This is a genomic window from Klebsiella sp. K-3, assembly GCF_051207495.1.
GTDB classification, from domain to species: domain Bacteria; phylum Pseudomonadota; class Gammaproteobacteria; order Enterobacterales; family Enterobacteriaceae; genus Klebsiella; species Klebsiella aerogenes.
This window is the reverse complement of the sequence record NZ_JBPNXF010000010.1, coordinates 23,414-49,821: the sequence shown is the minus strand read 5'-3', so window position 1 is coordinate 49,821 and position 26,408 is coordinate 23,414. Positions and strand designations below refer to the sequence as shown.

The 26,408-nt window shown below is 55.2% G+C and carries 27 protein-coding genes and 1 pseudogene; 11 read left to right on the top strand and 17 right to left on the bottom strand.

The features are described from left to right. Nucleotides 1–128: 128 nt before the first annotated feature. On the bottom strand, nt 129–1,325 hold the full coding sequence (gene nasR, locus ACSEMK_RS17415; protein WP_430915285.1) for a nitrate regulatory protein NasR: 1,197 nt from the start codon (nt 1,323–1,325) through the stop codon (nt 129–131). A gap of 66 nt (nt 1,326–1,391) precedes the next feature. Between nasR and ACSEMK_RS17410 the strand changes: the two genes are divergently transcribed. Beyond that, nucleotides 1,392–1,745: a DsrE/DsrF/TusD sulfur relay family protein gene (locus ACSEMK_RS17410; protein ID WP_435336612.1), complete on the top strand. Its 354-nt coding sequence runs from the start codon at nt 1,392–1,394 to the stop codon at nt 1,743–1,745. Between the two features lie 228 nt (nt 1,746–1,973). Further along, the gene (locus tag ACSEMK_RS17405) at nt 1,974–2,216 is read left to right on the top strand and encodes a DUF1883 domain-containing protein (protein WP_015705086.1); all 243 of its coding nucleotides are present in this window, start codon (nt 1,974–1,976) and stop codon (nt 2,214–2,216) included. A 28-nt stretch (nt 2,217–2,244) separates the two neighbouring features. On the opposite strand, the gene ACSEMK_RS17400 is transcribed toward ACSEMK_RS17405, so the two are convergent. Both ACSEMK_RS17400 and chaB read right to left on the bottom strand, forming a co-directional pair. Continuing rightward, entirely contained in the window at nt 2,245–2,925 is a 681-nt protein-coding gene (locus tag ACSEMK_RS17400) for a gamma-glutamylcyclotransferase (RefSeq protein WP_015705085.1), read from the bottom strand. 148 nt (nt 2,926–3,073) lie between these two features. Beyond that, complete coding sequence (gene chaB, locus ACSEMK_RS17395; RefSeq protein ID WP_015367102.1) at nt 3,074–3,304, bottom strand: putative cation transport regulator ChaB; 231 nt, start codon at nt 3,302–3,304, stop codon at nt 3,074–3,076. A gap of 265 nt (nt 3,305–3,569) precedes the next feature. On the opposite strand from chaB, the gene chaA reads away from it, so the two are divergent. Beyond that, nucleotides 3,570–4,670: a sodium-potassium/proton antiporter ChaA gene (gene chaA / locus ACSEMK_RS17390; protein WP_015367104.1), complete on the top strand. Its 1,101-nt coding sequence runs from the start codon at nt 3,570–3,572 to the stop codon at nt 4,668–4,670. A gap of 78 nt (nt 4,671–4,748) precedes the next feature. On the opposite strand, the gene kdsA is transcribed toward chaA, so the two are convergent. The 6 genes from kdsA to hemA are packed head-to-tail and all read right to left on the bottom strand — an operon-like array spanning nt 4,749 to nt 10,078. Further along, nucleotides 4,749–5,603, bottom strand: coding sequence for a 3-deoxy-8-phosphooctulonate synthase (gene kdsA / locus ACSEMK_RS17385; RefSeq protein ID WP_015367105.1), 855 nt, complete (start codon nt 5,601–5,603; stop codon nt 4,749–4,751). A gap of 39 nt (nt 5,604–5,642) precedes the next feature. Then, nucleotides 5,643–6,455 carry an invasion regulator SirB1 gene (gene sirB1 / locus ACSEMK_RS17380; protein WP_015367106.1) on the bottom strand — a complete coding sequence of 271 codons (813 nt, stop codon included), beginning with the start codon at nt 6,453–6,455 and terminating at the stop codon, nt 5,643–5,645. A 3-nt stretch (nt 6,456–6,458) separates the two neighbouring features. Next, on the bottom strand, nt 6,459–6,851 hold the full coding sequence (gene sirB2 / locus ACSEMK_RS17375; RefSeq protein WP_213316715.1) for an invasion regulator SirB2: 393 nt from the start codon (nt 6,849–6,851) through the stop codon (nt 6,459–6,461). Next, nucleotides 6,848–7,699, bottom strand: coding sequence for a peptide chain release factor N(5)-glutamine methyltransferase (gene prmC / locus ACSEMK_RS17370; RefSeq protein ID WP_213316804.1), 852 nt, complete (start codon nt 7,697–7,699; stop codon nt 6,848–6,850). Before prmC ends, sirB2 begins: the two co-directional genes overlap by 4 nt. Next, nucleotides 7,699–8,781: a peptide chain release factor 1 gene (prfA, locus tag ACSEMK_RS17365; RefSeq protein WP_015367109.1), complete on the bottom strand. Its 1,083-nt coding sequence runs from the start codon at nt 8,779–8,781 to the stop codon at nt 7,699–7,701. The genes prmC and prfA overlap by 1 nt, the downstream gene beginning before the upstream one ends. Nucleotides 8,782–8,821: 40 nt before the next feature. Then, a complete protein-coding gene (gene hemA, locus ACSEMK_RS17360) occupies nt 8,822–10,078 on the bottom strand; it encodes a glutamyl-tRNA reductase (protein ID WP_015367110.1) in 1,257 nt (418 codons plus the stop codon). 271 nt (nt 10,079–10,349) lie between these two features. Between hemA and lolB the strand changes: the two genes are divergently transcribed. The 4 genes from lolB to dauA all read left to right on the top strand — a co-directional run bounded on the left by lolB (nt 10,350) and on the right by dauA (nt 14,760). Then, nucleotides 10,350–10,964, top strand: a complete 615-nt coding sequence (lolB, locus tag ACSEMK_RS17355; RefSeq protein ID WP_015705083.1) for a lipoprotein insertase outer membrane protein LolB — start codon at nt 10,350–10,352, stop codon at nt 10,962–10,964. Further along, nucleotides 10,964–11,815 carry a 4-(cytidine 5'-diphospho)-2-C-methyl-D-erythritol kinase gene (ispE, locus tag ACSEMK_RS17350; protein WP_213316803.1) on the top strand — a complete coding sequence of 284 codons (852 nt, stop codon included), beginning with the start codon at nt 10,964–10,966 and terminating at the stop codon, nt 11,813–11,815. Before lolB ends, ispE begins: the two co-directional genes overlap by 1 nt. Nucleotides 11,816–11,996: 181 nt before the next feature. Then, nucleotides 11,997–12,944, top strand: coding sequence for a ribose-phosphate diphosphokinase (prs, locus tag ACSEMK_RS17345; protein WP_015367113.1), 948 nt, complete (start codon nt 11,997–11,999; stop codon nt 12,942–12,944). Nucleotides 12,945–13,068: 124 nt separating this feature from the next. Beyond that, a complete protein-coding gene (gene dauA / locus ACSEMK_RS17340) occupies nt 13,069–14,760 on the top strand; it encodes a C4-dicarboxylic acid transporter DauA (RefSeq protein WP_087857962.1) in 1,692 nt (563 codons plus the stop codon). Between the two features lie 43 nt (nt 14,761–14,803). Here dauA and ychH read toward each other — a convergent pair whose 3' ends face one another. Then, a complete protein-coding gene (gene ychH, locus ACSEMK_RS17335) occupies nt 14,804–15,079 on the bottom strand; it encodes a stress-induced protein YchH (protein ID WP_045393789.1) in 276 nt (91 codons plus the stop codon). 271 nt (nt 15,080–15,350) lie between these two features. On the opposite strand from ychH, the gene pth reads away from it, so the two are divergent. After that, nucleotides 15,351–15,935: an aminoacyl-tRNA hydrolase gene (gene pth, locus ACSEMK_RS17330; RefSeq protein ID WP_015705080.1), complete on the top strand. Its 585-nt coding sequence runs from the start codon at nt 15,351–15,353 to the stop codon at nt 15,933–15,935. 117 nt (nt 15,936–16,052) lie between these two features. Further along, nucleotides 16,053–17,144, top strand: a complete 1,092-nt coding sequence (ychF, locus tag ACSEMK_RS17325; protein ID WP_015705079.1) for a redox-regulated ATPase YchF — start codon at nt 16,053–16,055, stop codon at nt 17,142–17,144. 81 nt (nt 17,145–17,225) lie between these two features. Here the strand turns inward: ychF and ACSEMK_RS17320 are convergent, their stop codons facing one another. The 6 genes and pseudogenes from ACSEMK_RS17320 to ACSEMK_RS17295 all read right to left on the bottom strand — a co-directional run bounded on the left by ACSEMK_RS17320 (nt 17,226) and on the right by ACSEMK_RS17295 (nt 21,530). Continuing rightward, entirely contained in the window at nt 17,226–17,789 is a 564-nt protein-coding gene (locus tag ACSEMK_RS17320; RefSeq protein ID WP_045393784.1) for a YagU family protein, read from the bottom strand. 160 nt (nt 17,790–17,949) lie between these two features. Beyond that, a complete protein-coding gene (locus ACSEMK_RS17315; protein WP_213793786.1) occupies nt 17,950–18,975 on the bottom strand; it encodes an LLM class flavin-dependent oxidoreductase in 1,026 nt (341 codons plus the stop codon). Between the two features lie 155 nt (nt 18,976–19,130). Then, nucleotides 19,131–19,877 (bottom strand): annotated as a pseudogene (locus ACSEMK_RS17310) (SAM-dependent methyltransferase); the annotation flags it as partial. Nucleotides 19,878–19,899: 22 nt separating this feature from the next. Next, nucleotides 19,900–20,157 (bottom strand): YjhX family toxin, encoded by a 258-nt coding sequence (locus tag ACSEMK_RS17305; RefSeq protein WP_015705074.1) that lies wholly within the window; start codon nt 20,155–20,157, stop codon nt 19,900–19,902. A gap of 300 nt (nt 20,158–20,457) precedes the next feature. Then, nucleotides 20,458–20,997 (bottom strand): DUF2058 domain-containing protein, encoded by a 540-nt coding sequence (locus tag ACSEMK_RS17300; protein WP_015367123.1) that lies wholly within the window; start codon nt 20,995–20,997, stop codon nt 20,458–20,460. Between the two features lie 50 nt (nt 20,998–21,047). Further along, nucleotides 21,048–21,530 carry a cold-shock protein gene (locus tag ACSEMK_RS17295; RefSeq protein ID WP_430915286.1) on the bottom strand — a complete coding sequence of 161 codons (483 nt, stop codon included), beginning with the start codon at nt 21,528–21,530 and terminating at the stop codon, nt 21,048–21,050. Nucleotides 21,531–21,701: 171 nt separating this feature from the next. On the opposite strand from ACSEMK_RS17295, the gene ACSEMK_RS17290 reads away from it, so the two are divergent. Together ACSEMK_RS17290 and ACSEMK_RS17285 are read left to right on the top strand one after the other, a co-directional pair. Further along, a complete protein-coding gene (locus tag ACSEMK_RS17290; RefSeq protein WP_430915298.1) occupies nt 21,702–22,592 on the top strand; it encodes an oxidoreductase in 891 nt (296 codons plus the stop codon). A 104-nt stretch (nt 22,593–22,696) separates the two neighbouring features. Then, the gene (locus tag ACSEMK_RS17285; RefSeq protein ID WP_015705070.1) at nt 22,697–23,176 is read left to right on the top strand and encodes an RrF2 family transcriptional regulator; all 480 of its coding nucleotides are present in this window, start codon (nt 22,697–22,699) and stop codon (nt 23,174–23,176) included. 63 nt (nt 23,177–23,239) lie between these two features. Here ACSEMK_RS17285 and oqxB read toward each other — a convergent pair whose 3' ends face one another. Next, nucleotides 23,240–26,392: a multidrug efflux RND transporter permease subunit OqxB gene (gene oqxB, locus ACSEMK_RS17280; RefSeq protein WP_213793787.1), complete on the bottom strand. Its 3,153-nt coding sequence runs from the start codon at nt 26,390–26,392 to the stop codon at nt 23,240–23,242. Nucleotides 26,393–26,408 lie beyond the last annotated feature (16 nt).

Sequence of the window (26,408 nt, the reverse complement as noted above, 5' to 3'; positions counted from 1 at the left end):
TTGATTCACTCAAATTCAGTAATGCAAAGCGGATGCCAATTTATCATTGCCCGCCAGACGTTGTTTTACCGCTCCCCGCGTAAACTATTGCACCATCGTCAGGCAATGCCTGCCCGCTGATTGTGCATTCAATTTGACGATGAGTCCGGCAGCAGGGCTTTCACCGTTAGCAACGCGCGGGCGATTTCAACCATCCGCTGGTTCTTATCCATCGCCATTTTACGCAGCGCCTGCCAGGCTTGTTCTTCTTGCATCCCTTGATGGCTTATCAGCAGCGCTTTCGCCTTATCAATAATCTTGCGCTCTTCAAGCGTCGCTTTCAGTGAAGCCAGTTGGCCGGAAAGTTGCTCAAGTTCCCACGCCTGCTGGCGGACCAGCGGCAGCAGCTGCTTATCCAGGCGCAAAGTCAGGCTATCGCCGCCTTCTTCTTCAGGCCATTGCAGCGGAGGCATATCGTCTTCTCCACGTTCGAGCAACTGCCGGGTCGCGCTGAGCAGGTCGGCAATCAACGCCTCCTCCAGACCGCGCATCTGCTCAAGCCGTTCAGTTTGCAGGCTAAACCAGCGCTGCGCCGCGGCCCCTTCGTCCACCGAGGGCTGGCGGGTACAGGCGATGCGCCGCAGTTGCTCTATCTCGCGCCCGGCTTCGCAACCCTGCAGCAGCTCAAGCGCCCGTGGCAGACCGGAAAGTGCCTGAAAGCTGTCAAAACAGGGCTGCTGACCGTCAATGCGGTCAACCAGCTGCTGACGGAGCTCGCCGTTAAATTGGCCTCGCGCAAAGCCCAACGCCCCCAGCGCGCGCTCCTGGCCGGCCAGCTCTTTACCCTGCATAAAGCTGTACAGGGCGACCATACGCCTGGCGATCTGCGGATCGTCTATGCTGTCATTCAACTGCGGCACGATATTCAATAAATGGCGAATAATACGGCTAAAGCGCTGAGTGGCCTCCTGAGCGTCCACCGTGCGGCCTTGCACCGCCGCTCGCAGCGCCGGAAGTTGCGCCAGATACCACACCGCGCTGGCTATTCGCCAACAGAGCGCGCTACTGGCGGATTCCCGCGCCGGTTGCAGCGCAGCATAAAAAGCGCTTAAGCGCGCGTCCACCAGCGCCCCGCCAGCCCGGCGTTCGGCGTCATACAAGCGGCCATCGGAAGAGAGCCACATATTGGAGACGCCGCGCTCGCACTGCAGCATATGAACCAACCCACTTATTTCGCTCGCCAGCGCCCCTTGCTGCGTTAGCTGGCGGAGCTGCTGTTTTTGTAGTTGGCGCGCATAATGAAACCAGCCGATTGCTTCAGGCGTCATGCCGGTCGTATTATTCATACCCTCTCCCGAATTACGTCTTTAGGTAAAGCTAAGCAATAACCGTGCCTGATAAAAGGAGTCTTTATGCAACGTATTGTGATTGTCGCCAACGGCGCCGCCTACGGCAGCGAATCTCTGTTTAATAGCCTGCGGCTGGCTATCGCCCTGCGCGAGCAGGAGTCAGACCTCGATCTGAAGCTGTTTTTAATGTCCGATGCGGTGACCGCCGGGCTTCGCGGACAGAAACCGGCGGAAGGCTATAACATCCAGCAGATGCTTGAGATCCTCACCGCGCAGAATGTGCCGGTAAAACTCTGCAAGACCTGTACGGACGGACGCGGGATCACCCATTTGCCATTAGTAGATGGCGTGGAAGTGGGAACGCTGGTCGAGCTGGCGCAGTGGACGCTGACGGCGGATAAAGTGCTGACCTTCTAAATTAATCGCCATTAACAGGATTAAATGTCAGGCTGGCGGCTATTGCTGATGCAAAAGTACGCCACCTGAACGCTTTCAGGAAGATTGTCATTTTTGTTTAATCGTTATCCATTTTGTTGATCGAAATCATCATCCACGCGCTCCCCCTTTGGTGTTATGCAACGAGCAAAGTGTGAACAATATCACGCGCGGGTTGATGTATTCAGAGACAGAAACGGGGTTATGAAAATGGCAATGGTAAAAGCAAGTTTAACGTTATTCGGCGGTGATACGCTGGTGGTGCGCTGTTCGGAGCGCTGTCATATTCACTTAATGAGCGCCAAGGCCGCCGGCGACAGCCACGCCGATATTTTTAGCGTGCAGGACAGGGATAGCGCTTATCTCACCGTGCCCTACAGCGGCACCTGGAACGTGCTGATCGATAGCCATAGCCAGTCGCTGGAGCACTCCATTAGCTACGTTCCAGCCTGAATCTCCACGCCCGGCGGACCGGGCGTTTTTATGCGAGCCCGGGTTGGCTCGCCTCGCCGACCAGATGTCGCACCTGGATAATCAGATCGTCAAGACTGGCGTCGCGCATGCCAAGCTTGCGTAATTCCTGATCCAACGAAAAGAGATACTGGGCATTGGTGCCAAGCGGCCCGCTGGCGCGGGCAATTAGCGGCGCGATGGTTTGTGCGCTGGTATCGGATTCATACAGCGGGTGGCGCGGATCCATAATAAACACCAGCGCATTCACCGTGCGCCCATCGTCGAGCTCAAGACGGCACCAGGTTGGCAAATAGCAGCCGGTGATCATTTCTCGCTTCCACAGTAGCGTCAGCTCTTGCTCCAGCGTCTCATCCGGCAGACGATAGGCCACTCCGGTGGTACGCCCGCCTTCCTTCAACGCCAGCATCCTGCCCGGCTGATGCGCGCTGCCGCGACCGGCGGTCAGGCGCAGGCAAAACGCGCGATGCCAACCCGGCAGCGTACCGGTGCAGGATTCGCTGTATTCCAGCGCCGGGTTCCACATCAACGAACCGTAGCCAAAAATCCACACCGAACCGTTGTCCGGACGACAGGCCAGAGTCGCCGCCAACGAGGCCGCCCGTTGCTCAGCCGACCACAGCAGCGATTCCTCAATCGCGCCAAACGCCGTCTTACAATCCGCATTCATCAAGAAATCACGAGTTAACACTTTCTACTACCTCCGCCACTGCCTGCTTCCCGGCGATAATCTGTGCCATCCGTGAATATTGCTGAATTATTATCCAGCTTTATTACTCAATAAGCAATTAACGGAGCGTTGACAAGGGGGCTGACAAAAAATTAGATCGCAAAAGTGATTACTTTTTCTTATGCCATTTGTCGTCATCGCCTTTTTGATAATCATTTTTCACCGCCGCCCAGGCGACTTTATGCGCCGTCTCCTCACGGCTGGCATCATCGCGACGGTCGGCTTTGTCTTTATATTGGTCCCATGCGCTATTGAAAGCTTCTTTATAAATTTCCTGCGCGTGTTCCGGCAAGACGTGCTGAACGCTATCGGGAAGTTCTTGTTTACTACGGTAAGGCATAATGACCTCCAGAATCAGGGTAAAAGCTAAGTCTGGAACACAATTGCCAGGTTGGCAAATGGCAGGAATATTGAGAAATGAATTTTAGTAATCATCTGAAAAATATATATAAAACATACGTAACAGCTTTTTTTAGCAGACCAACGCATTTCTTATGCAAGAGTGGTAAATTTAAGTAAAAATACAAATTAAACCTATCAATGTCTGTTATTTTATCAACTTACGTTATCTATAATTATAACACCTGCATAAATGGAGATGGTTCATGACACATGCACATGAGGCGGTTAAGACCCGCCACAAGGAGACCTCCCTCGTTTTTCCGGTTTTAGCACTGGTGGTGCTGTTTCTCTGGGGAAGCAGTCAATCACTACCAGTGGTCGTTGCGATTAATATTCTGGCGCTGGTCGGGATTCTGAGTAGCGCATTTAGCGTGGTTCGCCATGCCGACGTTCTTGCTCACCGTCTCGGCGAGCCCTATGGTTCATTAATTTTGAGCCTGTCAGTGGTCATTCTTGAAGTGAGCCTGATTTCCGCATTAATGGCGACCGGCGACGCCGCGCCAACGCTAATGCGCGATACGTTATATTCAATCATTATGATCGTCACCGGCGGTTTGGTCGGCTTCTCTTTACTGCTGGGCGGGCGTAAATTCGCCACACAGTATATGAATTTGTTTGGTATCAAGCAGTACCTGATCGCCCTCTTCCCGCTGGCGATTATCGTACTGGTATTCCCTATGGCGCTGCCGGGCGCCAATTTCAGCACTGGCCAGGCGCTGCTGGTGGCGCTGATTTCCGCCGCCATGTACGGCGTATTCCTGCTCATTCAGACCAAAACGCACCAGAGCCTGTTTGTGTACGAGCATGAAGATGACAGCGATGATGACGACCCGCATCACGGTAAGCCATCGGCGCACAGTAGCGGCTGGCACACAGCCTGGTTACTGGTACACCTGGTTGCGGTTATCGCCGTTACCAAAATGAACGCTAATCCGCTGGAAACGCTGTTGACCAGCATGAACGCGCCGGTAGCCTTTACCGGTTTCCTGGTGGCGCTGCTGATCCTCTCCCCGGAAGGACTCGGCGCACTGAAAGCGGTGCTGAATAATCAGGTGCAGCGCGCAATGAATCTCTTCTTTGGTTCGGTGCTGGCGACGATTTCCCTGACGGTGCCTGTCGTCACGCTTATCGCCTTCCTTACCGGCAATGAACTCCGCTTCGGTTTGGGAGCGCCGGAAATGGTGGTGATGGTGGCGTCGCTGGTGCTGTGCCATATCTCGTTCTCAACCGGGCGCACCAATGTCCTCAACGGCGCGGCGCATCTGGCGCTGTTCGCCGCCTACCTGATGACGATATTTGCCTGACCGGGTAATCAGCAATAAAGCCCAAAAAAAAGCCTGTCGGTGGCGAAACCGGCAGGCTTTTTTACTGCTCAGCGAAACTTAGTTGCTGGTATCCAGCTCGTCGAAGCTTTTCACCAGATCGTCGATCGCTTTCATTTGCTTCAGGAACGGTTCCAGTTTAGCCAGCGGCAGCGCGGACGGGCCGTCACATTTCGCGTGATCCGGATCCGGGTGCGCTTCAATAAACAGACCGGCGATACCCACCGCCATCCCGGCGCGAGCCAGTTCCGTCACCTGAGCGCGGCGACCGCCTGAAGCAGCGCCAAACGGGTCGCGGCACTGCAGGGCGTGGGTCACGTCAAAGATGACCGGCGAGTTGTTGGACGCTTTCTTCATTACGCCGAAGCCGAGCATATCAACGACCAGGTTGTCGTAGCCGAAGTTAGCGCCGCGATCGCACAGGATCACTTTGTCGTTCCCGCCTTCAATGAATTTATCAACGATGTTGCCCATCTGGCCCGGGCTGACGAATTGCGGTTTCTTGACGTTGATAACAGCGCCGGTTTTAGCCATCGCTTCTACCAGGTCAGTCTGACGCGCGAGGAACGCCGGCAGCTGGATCACGTCAACCACGTCGGCCACCGGCTGCGCCTGGCTGGCTTCGTGGACGTCGGTGATGATTTTCACGCCGAAGGTCTGCTTCAGCTCCTGGAAAATCTTCATCCCTTCTTCCAGACCCGGCCCACGATAGGAGTGGATGGAAGAACGGTTGGCTTTATCAAAAGAGGCTTTGAACACATACGGAATGCCCAGCTTTTGCGTGACGGTCACATAATGTTCGCAGATACGCATCGCAAGATCGCGGGACTCCAGCACGTTCATTCCGCCAAACAGCACGAACGGCAGGTCGTTTGCTACGTTGATATCACCAATGCTAACCACTTTTTGTTTCATAAGATCGCCTTATCAGGGTGTAACCGGAATGGTTCCAGACTAATGCAATGTAATTTGTTTATGTGAAATCGTGTTGATCTGCGCGCGGATCATCTCGCTAATCGGATCCTCCGGACACTGCTCAACGAAATAATTGAGATCCAGCAGCGCCACGTGATCGCACTCCAGTTGGGCATAGATAAGCCCGCGGTCGCGAATTTCATACGGGTCTTCGGGATTAAACTGCAGCAGCGCTTCGCTGGCGCGCAGCGCCAGTTCCATCTGCCGCTCTTCCATCAGCGCCGATTTCAGCGTATCGAGCAGTTTGCGGATCACTTCGGCGTTGTCGGCCTCATCGAGATCTTCATTAAACAGCTCGGCCACCGGGCTGATATTTCCCTTCAGCCACACCTCAAGCGTGTGTTCATCAAGCGTTTCGCCGTTGAATGGGTTAATCAGCCACATCTCTTCGCTGGCTTCCGGGTCGGCGCGCAGCAGCATCTGCGTCGGGAAGATAACCGGCACCACCGGCAGATCCAGACGCTGGGCAATCCATAACAGAATCGCCCCCAGCGACACAGCGCTTCCCTGGCGATTCACCAGCACTTTATCCAGCCATAGCGCATCGGACAGACGATAGATGCCCTGCGATGCGCCGAAGCCCCACTCGTGATAGAACAATTCCAGCAACCGGTCGAGCTGACGCTCCTGATCCCAGGAGGTGGCAATCTCTTCCTGCGCCAGTGTTAACAACCGCTGCAGCTCATCCTGCACAAAGTGCGTCGGAAAGTCGTCGCGGATCAATTCAGAAATGAGGACCATGCCTTCGCATAATGGCGCTTTGTTAAATTCGAAATCAGCTAATGACCTCATGCCTTACCCCAGTAACGGTATTCTTGTGATGGCGAGTTGAACGATGAAGAACAACACCACCAGCGCCAGCAGAAAGGCGATGAACCGGGTCTGCTGGCGGCGCGGGCGACGTCGGCCCAACGCAATAAATCCTAATGCGATGTAAATGATAACGCCAAACAGCTTTTCAGTCAGCCATGCGCCATCTTCGGTAAACGGCAGATAGTGCGTTATCGCCATTAATCCCGCGCCGCTGAGGAACAGCAGCGTATCGCTACAATGCGGCGCAATACGTACCCAGCGCTGATTGAGCATCGCGCTACCGCTGTAGGTCCACCAGTAACGCAACACGAAAAGCCCGACGGATGTCGCCACGCAGGCAATATGCAAATAGAGTACTGCAGTAAATAAATTCATTCGCCGGCTTGCTCCTTGTGCGGCCAACGCCCGAGAGTCAGACGTTCGTTATCGCCATAATCGCGGCAGGTCTCGACGTCGCGATATCCTGCTTCATTAAACAATGCGCGTACCGCCTCGCCCTGTTTCCAGCCATGTTCCAGTAGCATAAAACCATCGGGTAGCAGGTAGTTGCGTCCTTCACGGATGATATGCGCTAAATCGGCCAGCCCCTGGTCGGCGGCGACCAATGCCGTCCTCGGCTCGAAGCGGACATCCCCTTCTGCAAGATGCGGATCGGTTTCATCGATATAGGGGGGATTACTGACAATCATCGCGAACCGCTGCTCCTTGAGCGCGCTAAACCAGTCGCTTTGCAGCACGGTCACGTTATTGAGAGCGAGATGAGCGGCATTGCGCGCGGCGAGCGCCGCGGCGTCAGGCATAAAATCAACGGCAATAATCTCGCAGTCCGCCCGCTCGCTGGCCAGCGCCAGAGCGATAGCGCCGGTGCCGGTGCCAAGATCCAGGATGCGGCAGGCCGTCTGCGGCAAGCGTACCAGCGCCTGCTCGACCAGGCATTCTGTGTCGGGGCGCGGGATAAGCGTCGCCGGCGAGACAAACAGCGGCAGCGACCAGAACTCGCGCTGACCCACCAGATGCGCCACCGGCTCGCCGTTGGCGCGGCGCGCCAGCAACGCTTCCAGTTCCGCCAACTGTTCCGCCGTCAATAGGGTTTCGTCAAAAGCGAGGATCCAGGTCCGCGCTTTGCTGGTGACGTGCCCCAGTAAGATCTCGGCGTCGCGACGCGGGCTTTCGCTCGCGCCGAGCCGGGCTATCGCATGAGTGAGCCACTGTCGGAAGGTCATCATTCCTGCTCGGAAAGCGCCGCCAGCTGGTCAGCCTGGAATTCCTGCACAATCGGTTCGATCAGCATATCCAGTTTGCCTTCCATGGTTTCATCCAGACGGTAAAGGGTCAGGTTGATACGGTGGTCGGTCACGCGGCCCTGCGGGAAGTTGTAGGTACGGTTGCGGTCGCTGCGGTCACCGCTGCCCAGCAGATTACGACGGGTAGACGCTTCCGCCTGCTGACGCTTGGCGACTTCGGCGGCGCGAATACGCGCGCCCAGCACCGACAGCGCCTTGGCTTTGTTTTTATGCTGCGAACGTTCGTCCTGACATTCAACGACGATACCGGTCGGCAAGTGGGTAATACGGATAGCGGAGTCGGTGGTGTTGACGTGCTGGCCGCCCGCCCCCGAGGAACGGAAGGTATCGATACGCAGGTCCGCCGGGTTGATATCCGGCATTTCGGCTTCCGGCAGCTCCGGCATCACCGCCACGGTACAGGCGGAGGTGTGGATACGCCCCTGCGATTCGGTCGCCGGAACGCGCTGGACACGATGGCCGCCGGATTCAAATTTCAGCCGCCCATAGACGCCATCGCCGCTGATCTTGGCAATCACTTCTTTAAATCCGCCATGTTCGCCTTCGTTGGCGCTCATGATTTCGACCCGCCAGCGGCGGGCTTCGGCGTAGCGGGTGTACATGCGGAAGAGATCGCCGGCGAACAGTGCCGCTTCATCGCCACCGGTGCCGGCGCGAACTTCGACAAAAGCGTTGCGCTCATCGTCTGGATCTTTCGGCAGCAGCAGCACCTGCAGCTGCTGTTCCAGCGCTTCGCTTTTTTCTTTGGCATCGCGCAGCTCTTCCTGCGCCATTTCGCGCATTTCCGGATCGTCGAGCATCATCTGCGCGGTTTCGATATCGTCCTGCACCTGGCGCCAGTCGGTATAGCAGCGGGCGACATCGCCAAGCTGCGCATACTCGCGCGACAGCGCGCGGAAACGGTCCTGGTCGGCAATGGTAGCGGCGTCGCCAAGCAGCGCCTGAACTTCTTCATGGCGTTCGTACAGAGCTTCCAGTTTAGCAACAATAGAAGGCTTCATAGGCGTGAATTCACCCTGTCTTTAAATAGAGAAATGTGCGCTATTCCAGCCCGAGGCTGTTGCGCAGAATATGCAGGCGTTCATCATCCCCGTCACGGGCAGCCTGCTGAAGAGATTTGGTTGGAGCGTGGATCAGGCGGTTGGTCAGCTTACGGGCCAGATCTTGCATAATTTCCTGCGCATCGCCGCCCTGCTCCAGCGCGGCAAGCGCTTTCGCCGTCAGCTCCTCGCGAACCTGCTCGGATTGGGAACGATATTCGCGGATAGTCTCGCTGGCGCTTTGGGCGCGCAGCCAGGCCATAAATTCGCTGGTTTCCTGCTCGACGATCGATTCCGCCTGCACCGCCGCGGCCTTTCGCTGCGCCAGATTGTGCTGAATGATATTTTGCAGGTCATCAACGCTGTACAGATAGGCGTTGGCCAGCTTGCCGACTTCCGGCTCGACGTCGCGGGGCACCGCGATATCTACCAGCAGCATCGGCTGATTGCGGCGCGCCTTCAGCGCGCGCTCGACCATCCCTTTGCCGATGATCGGCAGCGGGCTGGCGGTAGAACTGATAATGATATCGGCGTCTTTTAAGCGCTCGTCGATATCGCTGAGGGCGATAACTTCCGCGCCGACTTCATCCGCCAGCGCCTGGGCGCGTTCACGGGTGCGGTTGGCAATCACCATTTTGCGAACGTTATGTTCGCGCAGATGGCGGGCGACCAGTTCGATAGTTTCCCCCGCGCCAACCAGTAACACAGTGACGCTGGAGAGCGATTCAAAAATTTGCCGAGCCAGCGTACAGGCGGCGAAAGCAACGGAAACGGCGCTGGCGCCGATATCGGTTTCGGTCCGTACGCGCTTAGCCACCGAGAACGATTTCTGGAACATGCGCTCCAGTTCGCTGACGTTCAGATGGCCGCGGCTGGAATCCGCAAACGCTTTTTTCACCTGCCCGAGGATTTGCGGCTCGCCAAGCACGAGTGAATCCAGGCCGCTGGCGACACGCATCAGATGGCTGACGGCGTCGTTATCCTGATGCCAATAAAGACTTTTACGTAGGTCTTCTTCATTCAGGCCGTGGAAGTCACATAACCAGCGGATCAGCGCTTCCTGCAGGTTGTCCTGCTCTTCAACGCTGAGATACAGCTCCGTGCGATTACAGGTTGATAGCACCACCCCGCCCTGCACCATTGGCTGAGCCAATAAGCTCTCCAGCGCCTTGTCGAGCGTATCCGGCGAAAACGTTACGCGTTCTCGCAGCGCTACCGGAGCTGTTTTGTGGTTGATGCCAAGAGCTAAAAGGGTCATGGTGAGGGAATAGTACCAGCGTTGCTAAGGTTAGTCTGAGCGCATCATACAGGATGCGCGTACTCAATAAAAGAGACGCCCCCCTTTTGGAGTAATAGTCAGGGCTTAATAGCCACTAACGGTAATTTTTTGATTTCAGACAACTTGAACGTAGACGCTATCGGCCAGCGACGCTAGCATTAAGGGTTATTATTGCAACCCGCTACACAAATCGGTGTGCGAACCATCAGTCGCCGCATTTCACTGTAGACATCAAGGATTTGTCATCATTATGAATCGACTGTTCCGCCTGCTACCGTTGGCAAGCCTCGTTCTGACCGCCTGTGCAATCAATACTCCGCCGCAAGGGCCCGGCAAAAGCCCGGATTCCCCACAGTGGCGCCAGCACCAGCAGGATGTCCGCAACCTTAACCAGTTCCAGACTCGCGGGGCGTTTGCCTATCTGTCCGATGAGCAGAAAGTGTATGCCCGTTTCTTCTGGCAACAAACCGGCCAGGACCGCTATCGCCTGCTGCTGACCAACCCGCTTGGCAGCACCGAACTGTCATTAACCGCGCAGCCGGGCGGCGTCCAATTGATTGATAACAAAGGCCAGACTTACAACGCCACCGATGCCGAAGAGATGATTGGCCGCCTGACCGGCATGCCGATCCCGCTTAACAGCCTGCGTCAGTGGATTATCGGCCTGCCGGGCGATGCCACCGACTATTCGCTGGATGACCAGTACCGCCTGCGCGAACTCAACTACACGCAGAATGGCAAAACCTGGCACGTGACCTACAGCGGCTACACCAGCGACACCAAACCCACCCTGCCGTCTAATATGGAACTCAACAACGGCAGCCAGCGTATCAAGCTGAAAATGGATAACTGGATTGTGAAATGATGAGTCGCTGGCCCGCCCCTGCAAAATTGAATCTGTTTTTGTATATCACCGGTCAACGCGCCGATGGATATCACACGCTGCAGACGTTGTTCCAGTTTCTTGACTATGGCGACATGCTGACTATTGAACCACGCCGCGACGGGAAACTGCGGCTGTTAACGCCGGTCGCCGGCGTGCCGGATGAAGAGAACCTGATTATTCGCGCCGCCAGGCTACTGATGGCGGCGGCGGAGTCTCACGGTCAACTCCCCACTGGCAGCGGCGCGGATATCAGCATCGACAAACGCCTGCCGATGGGCGGCGGCTTAGGTGGCGGCTCTTCCAATGCCGCGACGGTGCTGGTAGCCCTCAATCATCTGTGGGGCTGCGGGCTTAGCGAAGACCAACTGGCGACGCTTGGGCTACAGCTCGGCGCCGATGTCCCGGTTTTCGTTCGCGGCCACGCAGCGTTTGCCGAAGGGGTTGGCGAGATTCTCACCCCGGTCGATCCGCCGGAAAAATGGTATCTGGTCGCCCACCCGGGCGTGAGTATCCCGACGCCGATCATTTTTCGCGATCCGGAGTTACCACGAAATACCCCGAGCAGGTCAATTAATACCTTACTAAACTGTGAATTCGGCAACGATTGCGAGGTTATCGCAAGAAAACGTTTTCGTGAGGTTGATGCAACGCTTTCCTGGCTGTTAGAATACGCGCCGTCGCGCCTGACTGGCACAGGAGCCTGTGTCTTTGCTGAATTTGACACCGAATCCGCCGCTCGTCAGGTGCTGGAAAAAGCCCCGGAATGGCTGCAAGGCTTTGTTGCGCGAGGAATTAATGTCTCGCCGCTGAAGCAAGCCCTACTGAAGTAATTCTGCTTTTTGCATGAATAACGGCAAGTTTGCCGGGCAAACAGAGTATCGGTGACAACGTCACCCTGTTCCAGACGTTGCATCGTGCTCTTTAATACACCGCCTGGATGAGATGGCGCCGGCCCGCACAGTTTAATGGCCCGTTTCATCCACCACTGGACGCATGCCTGAGGTTCTTCTCGTGCCTGATATGAAGCTTTTTGCTGGTAACGCCACCCCGGAACTAGCACAACGTATTGCCAACCGCCTGTACACTTCTCTTGGCGACGCCGCTGTAGGTCGTTTTAGCGACGGCGAAGTCAGCGTACAAATCAACGAAAACGTACGCGGTGGTGATATTTTCATCATCCAGTCCACTTGTGCTCCCACCAATGACAACCTGATGGAATTGGTTGTTATGGTTGATGCCCTGCGTCGCGCTTCTGCAGGCCGTATCACCGCTGTTATCCCTTACTTCGGCTATGCCCGCCAGGACCGTCGCGTACGTTCCGCTCGTGTGCCAATCACCGCAAAAGTCGTCGCTGACTTCCTGTCCAGTGTCGGCGTTGACCGCGTTCTGACCGTTGACCTGCACGCTGAACAGATTCAGGGCTTCTTTGATGTTCCTGTTGATAACGTATTCGGTAGCCCAATTCTGCTCGAAGATATGCTGCAGCTGAATCTGGACAACCCGATCGTGGTTTCTCCGGACATCGGCGGCGTGGTTCGCGCTCGCGCTATCGCAAAGCTGCTGAACGATACCGACATGGCGATCATCGATAAACGCCGCCCGCGCGCTAACGTTTCTCAGGTGATGCATATCATCGGCGACGTCGCTGGCCGTGACTGTGTGATGGTTGATGACATGATCGATACCGGCGGCACCCTGTGTAAAGCAGCGGAAGCGCTGAAAGAACGCGGTGCGAAACGTGTTTTCGCCTACGCGACTCACCCGATCTTCTCCGGCAATGCTATCCAGAACATTAAAAACTCTGTGATTGATGAATTCGTCGTCTGCGATACCATTCCGCTGACGCCAGAAATCAAAGCGCTGGACAAAGTCCGTACCCTGACCCTGTCTGGTATGCTGGCCGAAGCGATTCGTCGTATCAGCAACGAAGAATCCATTTCTGCTATGTTCGAGCACTAATCGAGCCCAGCCGAAAAACCCGCTGCGGCGGGTTTTTTTGTCTCTGGTTCATATTTGTATGACTAATGCCTCCTTCACCTGCCATTCAGTTGACAGATGATGCGCTCATGGATGAAACATTATTGTGAATAGATTATTTTCCTCACATGTGATGCCTTTCCGCGCCCTCATCGACGCTTGCTGGAAAGAAAAGTACACCGCATCGCGCTTTACCCGCGATCTCATCGCCGGAATAACCGTCGGGATCATCGCTATCCCGCTGGCGATGGCGTTAGCAATTGGCAGCGGCGTAGCGCCGCAATATGGGCTATATACCTCGGCGGTGGCGGGGATTGTCATCGCCCTGACCGGCGGTTCGCGCTTTAGCGTTTCCGGCCCTACCGCGGCCTTCGTGGTGATCCTCTATCCGGTGTCACAGCAGTTTGGCCTTGCCGGCCTGCTGGTGGCGACGCTAATGTCGGGTATTTTCTTAATCCTTTTCGGCCTCGCCCGCTTTGGCCGCCTGATTGAATATATCCCGCTTTCAGTCACCCTTGGCTTTACCTCCGGTATCGGCATCACTATCGGTACCATGCAAATTAAAGACTTCCTTGGTCTGCAGATGGCGCATGTCCCAGAGCACTATCTGCAGAAAGTCGGCGCGCTGGTGATGGCGCTGCCGACAATTAACGTTGGCGATGCCGCCATCGGTATCGTGACGCTGGGTATTCTGATTTTCTGGCCGCGTTTGGGCATCCGCTTGCCGGGGCACCTGCCGGCGCTGCTGGCGGGCTGCGCGGTGATGGGCATCGTTAATTTGCTTGGCGGGCATGTGGCGACCATCGGCTCGCAGTTCCACTATGTACTCGCCGACGGCAGCCAGGGCAATGGTATCCCGCAGCTGCTGCCGCAACTGGTGTTGCCGTGGGATATGCCGGGCTCGGAGTTTACCCTGAGCTGGTCGTCGCTGCGCGCGCTGCTGCCTGCCGCCTTCTCTATGGCGATGCTGGGCGCCATTGAATCACTGCTCTGCGCGGTGGTGCTCGACGGTATGACCGGCACCAAGCACAAAGCGAACAGCGAGCTTGTCGGCCAGGGCCTTGGCAATATCATCGCGCCGTTCTTTGGCGGTATCACCGCCACCGCGGCGATTGCCCGCTCCGCGGCTAACGTGCGCGCCGGCGCGACCTCGCCGATTTCCGCGGTGATCCATGCCCTGCTGGTGATCCTCGCGCTGCTAATCCTCGCCCCGCTGCTCTCATGGCTGCCGCTGTCGGCCATGGCCGCCCTGCTGCTGATGGTAGCGTGGAACATGAGCGAAGCGCATAAGGTGATTAACCTGCTACGCCACGGGCCCAAAGACGACATCGTCGTGCTGTTGATGTGCATGTCGCTGACCGTGCTGTTCGATATGGTCATCGCCATTAGCGTCGGTATCGTGCTGGCTTCGCTGCTGTTTATGCGCCGCATCGCGCGCATGACGCGACTGGCGCCAGTCAACGTTGAAGTGCCGGACGATGTACTGGTACTACGGGTGATCGGCCCGCTGTTCTTCGCCGCGGCGGAAGGGTTGTTCACCGATTTGGAAAGCCGGATTGAAGGCAAACGCGTGGTGGTGCTGAAGTGGGATGCGGTACCGGTGCTGGATGCCGGTGGTCTTGACGCGTTCCTGCGCTTTGTGAAGCGCCTGCCGGAAGGCTGCGAGCTGCGGGTATCGAACCTTGAATTCCAGCCGCTGCGTACTTTGGCTCGCGCAGGGGTTCAGCCAATTCCGGGACGCCTGAGCTTCTACCCAGACCGTACTGCGGCACTGGCGGATATAGAATTAGGGCAATAAATGAGAGGCTCGCCGGAAAGGCTATCCGGCGAGCTGAATTCCGTTAGCTGTGACGGTGCGGATCGCGGCGGCAGCGTTTATCGTAATGGCGAACCCACCAATAACGGTCGGTGACTCTTTCATGACCGCCTACGCGAGCGCCCGCCAGCCACAAAACGGCGCCGACGAAAATACTCAACACGGCGCCATGAGCAAAGAATTGCGGCAGGTTAAGCTGTGGAAGCTGGTTTAAAATAGAGTAACCAACGCCGACCACCATCACAACCAACCCTAAACCCATCAGTATGTTACCGAGTAACGAAGCGTTTCTGCGTTTCATATGTCACCTCCGGACCTTGGGCTGCATGGGAATATCCCCAAAATTTATAGGTTAAGTATAGACAATGGAGATATGAGTGATTGCGTTAGTGATCACATTCGGGAACATCTGATCAACAAAAGTTTACAAATAAGCCACTGAACAACATCAAATTCTAATGGTTCAAAGGAGAAATTATCAGTAAGGGTAGCGTTTCGCCGGTAGAATTTTGTCAAGCGCCGACGCAGGCAGTACACTACGCGGCAAAGAACGACCCATGCAGGAATAAAAAGTGACGATAAAACTAATTGTCGGCCTGGCTAACCCCGGCGCGGAATACGCGGCAACGCGCCATAACGCTGGCGCCTGGTACGTAGATTTACTGGCGGAGCGCCACCGCGCGCCGCTACGAGAAGAAAGCAAATTCTTTGGCTATACCTCGCGCCTCAACCTGGCCGGGGAAGACGTGCGCCTGCTGGTGCCGACTACCTTTATGAATCTCAGCGGCAAGGCCGTGGCAGCGATGGCCACCTTTTACCGCATTAATCCGGACGAAATTCTGGTCGCTCACGACGAGCTCGATTTACCGCCCGGCGTCGCTAAATTTAAACTTGGCGGCGGGCACGGCGGCCATAATGGCCTGAAGGACATAATCAGCAAGTTGGGTAATAACCCTAACTTTCACCGCTTACGCGTCGGAATTGGCCATCCGGGCGACAAAAACAAAGTTGTCGGCTTTGTGCTGGGTAAACCACCGGCTAGCGAACAGAAGTTAATTGACGAAGCGGTTGATGAAGCGGCGCGTTGTACCGAGGTGTGGCTGAAAGACGGTTTAACTAAAGCAACCAACCGTTTACACGCGTTTAAAGCGCAATAAGCGTTCGACGTGCGGAATTTTTGCCGCACACCGTGTATAATAGGCGAAGCTATTTACTTTTCTACAGTCTGTTATTCATAACAGACTGATTATCCAAAGATTAAGGTGATTTAAATCATGGGATTCAAATGCGGTATCGTCGGTTTGCCCAACGTCGGCAAATCCACCCTGTTCAATGCGCTCACCAAAGCAGGTATTGAAGCGGCCAACTTCCCGTTCTGTACCATTGAGCCGAACACCGGTGTCGTACCGATGCCCGATCCGCGTCTGGACAAACTGGCAGAGATCGTCAAGCCGCAGCGTATCCTGCCGACGACCATGGAATTCGTTGATATTGCCGGTCTGGTTAAAGGCGCGTCCAAAGGCGAAGGTCTGGGCAACCAGTTCTTGACCAATATCCGTGAAACCGAAGCCATCGGCCACGTAGTGCGTTGCTTTGAAAATGACAACATTATCCACGTCGCGGGTAAAGTTGACCCGGCGGAAGATATTGACGTTATCAACACCGAGCTGGCGCTGTCCGACCTCGATACCTGCGAACGCGCCATTCACCGCGTTTCCAAGAAAGCCAAAGGCGGCGATAAAGACGCTAAAGTTGAACTGGCCGCGCTGGAAAAATGTCTGCCGCAGCTGGAAAAAGCTGGCATGCTGCGCGCGCTGGATCTGAGCAAAGAAGAGAAAGAAGCGATCCGCTATCTGAGCTTCCTGACCCTGAAGCCGACCATGTACATCGCCAACGTTAACGAAGACGGTTTTGAAAACAACCCGTATCTCGACCAGGTTCGCGCTATCGCTGAGCAAGAAGGTTCTGTGGTGGTTCCGGTTTGCGCCGCCGTTGAATCCGACATTGCCGAACTGGACGATGAAGAGCGTGACGAGTTTATGGCCGAGCTGGGCCTTGAAGAGCCGGGCCTGAACCGCGTGATCCGCGCAGGCTACGCTCTGCTGAACCTGCAAACCTACTTCACCGCCGGCGTGAAAGAAGTTCGCGCATGGACTATTCCGGTTGGCGCGACCGCGCCGCAGGCTGCCGGTAAAATCCACACCGACTTCGAAAAAGGCTTTATCCGCGCCCAGACCATCGCCTATGAAGACTTCATTGCTTACAAAGGTGAACAAGGCGCGAAAGAAGCCGGTAAAATGCGTGCAGAAGGCAAAGACTACATCGTTAAAGATGGCGACGTGATGAACTTCTTGTTCAACGTCTAATCCCTGCCGATAAAATCCGCGCCCCGGCGCGGATTTTTCATTTCAAAGCCTCGCAGGTTTTATAACTCGCGAGGTTTTAAATTATCTGAACGGCGCATCTAACGGAATTTCTGCGTCAGGCTCGTGGGTAATTCGGTTACGCAGATCGCGACGAATCATTTCAATTGCCCAGAACCAAAAAATATGGCCAAGCAGTTCGGAAATATATTCATCAGCCGGAATATTGAATAACGACGGCGTAAGTCCTAATAGCGGGAAAGATATCCAGTGAACCGCAATGGTGGCGACAATGCCGGCCCACACGCCCTGCCATAATTTAACTTTTGGGAATATCTCCGCCACCACGCAATAGCCAATCGCAAACACCAACGAGAAGATTATATGCGTGACCATCACCGGGTTGATGATATGCTCAGAAAAGGTGTAAACGGTATGCGTTGGGTCAATACCAAGATAGTCGCGTAGAAAGAGATAAGGAGGGTTGAATTCATCACGCCCGCCGGAAAACGTTCGCGGCGGCAGAGGCACTTCCGCCCCCCACTTAACGAATGCCGACATGATTCCGGCAATAACCCCAACCAATAAGGCGACGCCATAGCGACGCCGACCAGGTGCAGTCTGTACAAAAAAATCCTTAATTGCCATAAATCCCTCGCCATGAATAATATTGTTACAGCATTGCAATATTCTTTAAGTCTGCGCGGGTATGGCTTGATCAAGATCACACTTTTTGTTCAAAAGATAAACAAAGCTAATACTTTTAAATTATCGCGGGGCATCAATTAATGCCCCGCGTGGCATTCTTTTAATCACGCCATCCCATTGCCGGCGCAACGTGCTTCAGAATAGACTCAATCACGTGAGCGTTATAATCCACGCCCAGCTGATTCGGCACCGTCAGCAATAAAGTATCCGCTTCTGCGATCGCTTCATCCTGTTTCAGTTGTTCGACGAGCTTATCGGGTTCAGCGGCATAGCTGCGGCCGAAAATGGCGCGGGTTTTCTCATCAAGAAAACCAATACTATCGCTAGTATCCCGGCTGGAGCCGAAATACATTCGGTCGCGATCGTCCATCAGGGCAAAAATACTTCGGCTGACCGATACCCGCGGCGTACGCGTGTGCCCCGCCTCAGTCCAGGCCTGACGATAGGCGCGGATCTGTTTCGCCTGTTGAATATGGAATGGTTCGCCCGTCTCATCATCTTTCAGCGTCGAGCTTTGCAAGTTCATGCCGAGCTTCGCCGCCCACATCGCCGTAGCATTAGAGCCCGCGCCCCACCAGATACGCTCACGTAGTCCGGCGGAGTACGGCTCAAGACGCAGCAATCCCGGCGGGTTGGGAAACATCGGTTGCGGGTTAGGTTTAGCGAAACCTTCGCCGCGCAGCACGTCCAGCAGAACCTCAGTATGGCGCCGCGCCATGTCAGCGTCGGACTCGCCATCCTGCGGTTGAAAACCGAAATGACGCCAGCCATCAATCACCTGTTCCGGCGAACCCCGGCTGATGCCAAGCTGTAAACGCCCACCGGCGATCAAATCTGCAGCGCCGGCATCCTCCGCCATATATAGCGGATTTTCATAGCGCATATCGATAACGCCGGTGCCGATCTCAATCTTCTTAGTTTTCGCGCCGATAGCGGCGAGTAGCGGGAACGGTGAACTGAGCTGGCGGGCGAAATGGTGAACCCGAAAATAGGCGCCGTCCGCGCCTAGCTCTTCGGCGGCAACGGCCAGATCGATGGATTGTAAGAGCGTGTCGGCAGCGGAACGGGTCGCCGACTGCGACGATGGCGTCCAGTGGCCAAATGACAAAAATCCAATCTTTTTCATGAGGATAGCCCCTGATTTCGGCAAAACATTCAGCAGACGCGGAGATAACGTTCCGCGTCTGCTTGTGGTTCTCCTACTCTACCCCTTAGCCAAAATGTATAAATGGCGTTTATTTAACAGAATAGTTCAAATAAATTGACCAAATATAACGAGAGTTATTTCTGCATCAGCGCAAAAACGCCCCAACCGAAATATTTCCGGGTATAAGTGACATGGCGAAGCGGTGCGGCATTGAGCTCCGCACGGACCTCAACCGCAAATTCATCATCCGGATGCGCCTGCAGCCAACGGCGCATCGTCAGCCATTTAGCGGCTTCATAACGGTCCCACCCCTCGCGGTCAGCCAGCACCATCTCAACAATGTCATAGCCCAGTTCGCCAAAAGAGGCGACCAGCGCCGGAAGCGGCAACAAATCAGCCACCGCAGAAACACCGCAGGCGCGCGCTTCTTCTTCTGTGGCGGGTACCTTACGCCACCAGGGCTCCCCGATAAGTAGCATACCGCCAGGCTTAAGGCTTCGGGCTAACTGCGCCACGGTTCCGGCGACGCCGCCGGCTATCCACGTCGCGCCGATACAGGCCGCCACATCGTATTGCCGTTCGGCAACGTAACCTGCCGCATCGCTATGGAGAAAAGTGACGCGATCGCTAACGCCAAGTGCTGCGGCGCGTTGTTTTGCCTGCGCGGTAAACAATGGGCTCATGTCAATGCCCAGACCGCCGATAGCATGGTCCCGCGCCCAGGTGCAGAGCATTTCGCCAGAACCGCTGCCAAGGTCGAGGATCTGCACTCCCGCCTGCAGGCGAAGTACGCGGCCAAGCGTGGCATATTTTTCCGCCGTGAAGGGGTTATGGATACGATGTTCACTTTCGCTGATGGTAAAGATACGGGGGATATCGATTGTTGTGGTCATGCCACTCTCCTTAGCGGTTATCCGGTTGAGCGCGAACGTTATTCAGCCCGCTGGTGTTGATGCGGTACGGCTGGCCGTTAACGGATTTAATCAGTTTTTTAGTGCGGAGTTTTTTGAAGACGGCGAGCGTACAGTCGCTGAGCAGTAGCCCTTCGCGGCTATAGCACTCCACGGCGATGACGCGGCCTGAGGTATCGCGAATGTGCGCAATACGTCCGCCTTTCGCGAGAACGTGTAAGGTACGTTGTTCCTGACGGGATAAATTCATACTGGAAAACCTGTTTAATCATCATGTGCAAAACGTGCAAACACGCAGCGGTGCCCGCATTCGATTTCAGCGCATTGATAACCAGCCCGGCCTGAAAGGTCGGCAAACTGATTATCAGATGATTACATTCTCCAGCATCAAAGCCTCGGTAGAGTTGAAAGGTATTTACCAGCCGGATAATAACATCCAGTGACAGAAAGGATATTTATAAACGGGAAAATTGTGATCGATATCTGAAATTGCGCCCCCCGCTCCATGACGGAAGACGCACAATGAATGGCATCAACGCATTACTCCTGATTACCACATCAAATCATCAGGTACTTTAAAGTCAGCGTACGGATCGTCTTCGTCCTCTGCTTCCTGGCTCAGGGCGCTGTTCAACACAATACTCTCGGCGTCGCGCTGGGCGATTTTATCCGCCACGCTGGCAGGAATAATCGCGTATTCATATTTACCGTTATTATCAACAGCAAGGCGGGCAATCGCCAGACGGCCGCTAATGAGCTGCGCCTGGGTGGTTTTATCCACATCAATGTTTTTGATGAGATTATTATCCGTAAAGTTAAAAGCGATATGGCCTTTCGCAATCGTGATTCGGTTCATTTCGATCAGCTGCTTAACCTGCGCTTTATACTCTTTTGCTAAAGCCGCTTGCTTTTGCTGCTCGCTGAGCTGCTTGTCGCGCTCAAGCTGGGCTTTTTTGTTTTCTTCAACGGCCTCGCGGGCTTCACGCGCCTGAACACGTGACTTTTTCGCCGTTCTCTGAACCTTAGCCATCTTTTTACTGGTGACCAGACCCGCTTTCAGCATCTGTTCTTGTAAGGTAAGTTTTGTCATCGTCGTTTCTACAATCGTTTGAATTCTGCTTCGGATACGGTAAATCAGGATTAGACTTTAAGGAGCTTCACCGTGGCGTCGATGTCGATTTCATCTTCAGAGAAGATGAGCGTCGTGCCCTGAAAGGTAGTGATCGCCAACTTTTTCAGCGTGCGCATTTCGCCCGGCTTCACGCTCGCTTTCGGCTTGATGCTGTTCATCAGTAGTCCCACGGAGAGCACCGCATTTTCCTTGTCGATACGCGTATCGGCCGGCACTTCCTCACTGTATACCAGGTAAGACTTAATCGATGTCAGCTTCACACGCTCACCGGCAATATACAGATGTTTGCTTTCCGGGATGACTTTAACCGCGTAAGCCGAGAGACCTTTATTATTAGTCGTGGGCTCAAACGTGACCGCCGCGTCTTTCTTAATCAGATCCGGATTGGCGACCTTAATCACGTGAAAATAGCGGTTATCACCATTTTCATCTTTGATAAATCCGAAACCTTTATCTTTAAACCACGTTGTGATCGTACCGTTCATCGCCATTACCGCCTGATTAATCGTTTATCTACTCAATTTTGCAGCGCGCAGTTTAAAGCACAATGCCAGCATAGACCATGCCTTTGCTCTAAGTGTTGCCCGATATCGGCAATTGATCCTGGCTTTTGCCGAAAATTTGTATCATTAATGGGTAGGCTTCAATCAGGAGAATGCATGATGTCTAACTTTTCCTCCGTCGCGTTGCTAGGTCCTGGCGCTATTGGCACGACCATTGCCGCCGTACTGCATGAAGCGGGCCGCAAACCGGTGCTCTGCGGGCGCACCGCGCATCAGCGATTGATTTTACGCCGGGATGACGGCGAAACGATCCTTCCAGGGCCGGTATTGACCGATCCGCATACGCTGGAACGCCCGGTTGAGCTGCTGTTTGTGGCGGTGAAAACCACCCAGGTAGCGGATTGCGCGGGCTGGCTTAACGCGCTGTGTGATGAAAACACGGTGGTCTGCGCGCTACAGAACGGCGTTGAACAGGAAAGCCTGCTTGACCCCTATGTTAACGGCGCAAAGGTGTTGCCTTCGGTTGTCTGGTTTCCGGCACAACGAGAGGCGGATGCTTCGGTATGGTTACGTGCCAAACCGCGCCTGACGCTACCCGATACGCCGCAGGTGAAGAGGATAGTCGAGGTTCTCAACGGTACCCGCTGCGCGGTTGAGTTGACGGCTGATTTCACATCGCTCGCCTGGCGGAAACTGCTGCAAAATGCCGTCGCTGGCCTGATGGTACTGGCGAATCGCCGCGCCGGGATGTTTTCGCGCCAGGACATCACCGGGTTGGCGCTGGCCTATCTTCACGAGTGTCTGGCGGTGGCGCGCGCCGCAGGGGCGGTACTCGCCGATAGCGTGCCGCAGGAAATTGTTGATGGGTTTCATCAGGCGCCGGCGGATTTAAGCACCTCGATACTCGCCGACCGTCAGGCCAATCGTCCGCTGGAATGGGACATCCGTAACGGAGTCATACAACGCTATGGCCGAAGGTTGGGCGTTGCCACACCCATCAGCGATGTCGTCGTGCCGCTGCTGGCGGCCGCAAGCGAGGGACCTGGCTAAGATTGCTTCAAAAAAATTACCGTATTTGTTATAGTGTTACTCACTGATTATTTACCTCTGCGGTGCCAAAAAGAACAAGATTCACCGCAATCCAGGATAAGAAAATGTTAGATTACCGCTTCCCGACAGCTTTGCAGATGGTTCTCAGCGTAGCGATGGCGGAGCAATTGGGTGAACGTTCGACGAGCGCGATTCTGGCCTACGGCCTGGAAGCCAACCCGAGCTTTATCCGTAAACTCATGGTTCCGCTCACTCGCGACGGTATCATCGTTTCCACGCTTGGCCGCAACGGCTCTATTCATCTTGGCCGCCCTGCCGACCAAATCACGCTGCGTGATATCTATCTTTCCGTTATTGAAGATAAAAAACTGTGGGCGTCTCGCCCTGACGTCCCGGCTCGCTGCGTGGTCAGCGCCAATGCTTGCTGGTACTTTAAGTCCGTAGCCGATGAAGCCGAGCAGGCGTCGCTCGCGGTGTTAGCTCGCCACACCGTGGCAAGCGCCCTGGAAGAGGTCAAAAAAGCCGATACCAGCGGCTGCGATCCGTTGCCTGAACTGACTGCCCGCTATAAAGAAGCGCATTAACTTTTCTTGTTGCGAAAAAAACCGCCTTAAACGAAAAGGCGGTTTTTTGTTATTAGCAGCGACCTACGCGGGCAAGACGTCCCTTGCCTGTTTGCCACGCGTCACCAGTTTTCGCAGCGTCACGTAAAACACCGGCGTCAGGAACAAACCAAACAGCGTCACGCCGAGCATACCGGAGAATACCGTGATCCCGGTGACGCCGCGCACTTCCGCCCCCGCGCCGTGGCCAAGAATCAGCGGAATCGTCCCAGCAATAAAGGCAATCGAGGTCATGATAATCGGGCGTAAACGCAGGCGACAGGCTTCCAGCGCCGCTTCCATGATCCCTTTCCCCTGAATTTCCAGTTCGCGGGCGAACTCAACAATCAGAATCGCGTTTTTACACGCCAGCCCCATCAGCACCACCAGCCCCACCTGCACAAATACGTTATTATCGCCACCGGTCAGCCAGACGCCGAACAGCGCGGAGAGCATGGTCATTGGAACGATAAGGATCACCGCCAGCGGTAGCGTCCAGCTTTCATACAGCGCCGCCAGCACCAGGAACGCCAGCAGTACCGCGACCGGGAAGACGATCAGCGCCGTATTGCCCTGCGTAGCCTGCTGGAAGCTGAGATCCGTCCACTCAATATTCATGCCGTTCGGCAGTATCTGCTTAGACATGCCCGCCAGCTGCGTCATCGCCTGCGTGGACGAGAGCACGCGGGGATCGGCATCGCCAATCAAATCCGCCGCCGGATAGCCATTGTAGCGAATCACCGGATCCGGCCCGTAGGTGGTATTAATATTCACCATACTGCCAATCGGCACCATTTCGCCCTGATTATTGCGGGTGCGTAAATTAGCAATATCTTCCACGCTGTCGCGGAACGGCCCATCGGCCTGCGCCATTACGCGCCATGTACGCCCAAACTGGTTAAAGTCATTCACATACGATGAACCCAGATAGGTTTGCAGCGTACCGAAAAGGTCGGTCAACGACACGCCCTGCGCTTTCGCTTTATCACGATCGACCTGCACATCCAACTGCGGCACGTTCGCCTGGTAGGTAGAGATCGGGAAATGCATTCCCGGCGTCTGCATAATTGAACCCGACATCGCGTTCACCGCGTTTTGCAACGCGCCATAACCCAGACCGGCGCGATCCTGAATATACAACGAATAGCCGGAACCCTGACCCAGTCCTAAAATCGGCGGCGGCAGAATCGAGAAACCAAAGCCCTGCTGAATTTGCGCGATTTTGGCGTTAATCTCGGCGTTAATTTCCGCAGCGGTGTGTTTACGCTGGTCGAACGGTTTCAGACCAAAAAAGACCGTCCCGGTATTCGGCGTATTGGTGAACTGCAGGGCATTAAGCCCCGGAAAGGCCACCGCATAATCCACGCCTTCGGTATTCATACCGATTTCGCTCATTTTGCGGATCACGGCGTCGGTGCGCGCCAGTGAAGAGCCTTCCGGCATTTTCACGCCGCCAATTAAATACAGCTTGTCCTGCGTCGGAATAAATCCGCCGGGTACGACTTTAAACATCACACCAGCCGCGCAGAGCAGCAGGACGTAGACCACAAACACCGCGCCGCGTCGCCCGAGCGTTTTGCCCACCAGCCCCTGATAGCCGTTTGAGCTACGATGGAAAAAATGGTTAAACGGACGGAAAATCCAGCCGAACAAGCGATCGATAAGCCGGGTCGGGAAGTCTTTCGCCGCGCCGTGCGGTTTTAACAGCAGCGCAGCCAGCGCTGGCGAGAGCGTCAGCGAGTTGATGGCGGAGATCACCGTCGATATTGCAATCGTCACCGCAAACTGCTTGTAAAACTGCCCCGTTACCCCGGAGAGGAATGCCATCGGCACGAACACCGCGCACAACACCAGCGCGATAGCGATAATCGGCCCGGAGACTTCGCGCATCGCCTGGTGCGCCGCCGCTAGCGGAGCCAGCCCCTCTTCGATGTTTCGTTCAACGTTTTCCACCACCACGATGGCATCATCCACGACGATACCGATCGCCAGTACCAGCCCGAACAGACTCAGGGTATTCAGCGAAAAGCCCAGCAGATAAAGAATGCTGAAGGTGCCCACCACCGATACCGGCACCGCAATCAGCGGAATAATCGACGCACGCCACGTCTGCAGGAACAAAATTACCACCAGCACCACCAACACTACCGCTTCCAGCAGCGTTTGCACCACCGCGCGAATCGAATCACGCACAAACACCGTCGGATCGTACGGCGCCGCCCATTTCATATCTTCCGGGAAACGGGTGGAGAGTTCGTTCATTTTAGCGCGAACGGCGTTAGACAAATCGATAGCATTCGCCCCTGGCGACTGGAAAATACCAATCCCGACTGCGTCTTTATTGTTAAGCTGGGAACGTAACGCATAGCTACCCGAGCCCATTTCGATACGCGCCACGTCGCGCAGGCGCACCAGCGAACCGTCTTGCGCCGTTTTCAGAATAATATTGCCAAACTCTTCTTCCGTATGCAGACGCCCCTGGGCGTTAATAGAGATCAAAAAATCGCTCTCTTTCGGCAGCGGCTCGGCGCCCAGCTGTCCGGCGGAAACCTGAACGTTTTGCTCCTGCATCGCCGTCACCACATCCGATGCGGTTAACCCGCGCGCCGCAACCTTATTGGGATCCAGCCAGATGCGCATCGCATATTCACCCGAGCCGAAAATCTGGATCTGCCCGACGCCTGGCAAACGCGCGAGTTCATCTTTGACTTTCAACGTGGCGTAGTTACGCATATACAGTGAATCGTACTTACCGCCGGGTGAAAACAGATGCACCACCAGCGTCAGCGTTGGCGATTGCTTCTGGGTGGTGATGCCTAAACGGCGCACATCTTCCGGGAGACGCGCCTCGGCCTGCGAGACCCGGTTTTGCACCTGAACCTGCGCCTGATCGGGGTCGGTTCCCGGACGGAACGTGACGGTAGTGACCAATACGCCGTCAGAGCCTGCGACGGACTTCATGTACATCATATTTTCGACGCCATTGATGGCTTCTTCCAATGGCGTCGCCACGGTTTCCGCAATCACTTTCGGGTTGGCGCCGGGATATTCCGCCCGCACCTGCACGCTGGGCGGTACGACGTCAGGATATTCGCTGACCGGCAACAGCGGAATGGCGATCAAGCCGGTGATAAAAATCAAAATCGACAGCACGGCGGCAAAAATCGGCCTATCGATAAAAAAGCGGGAAAAGTCCATAGATCGGATTCTCAGA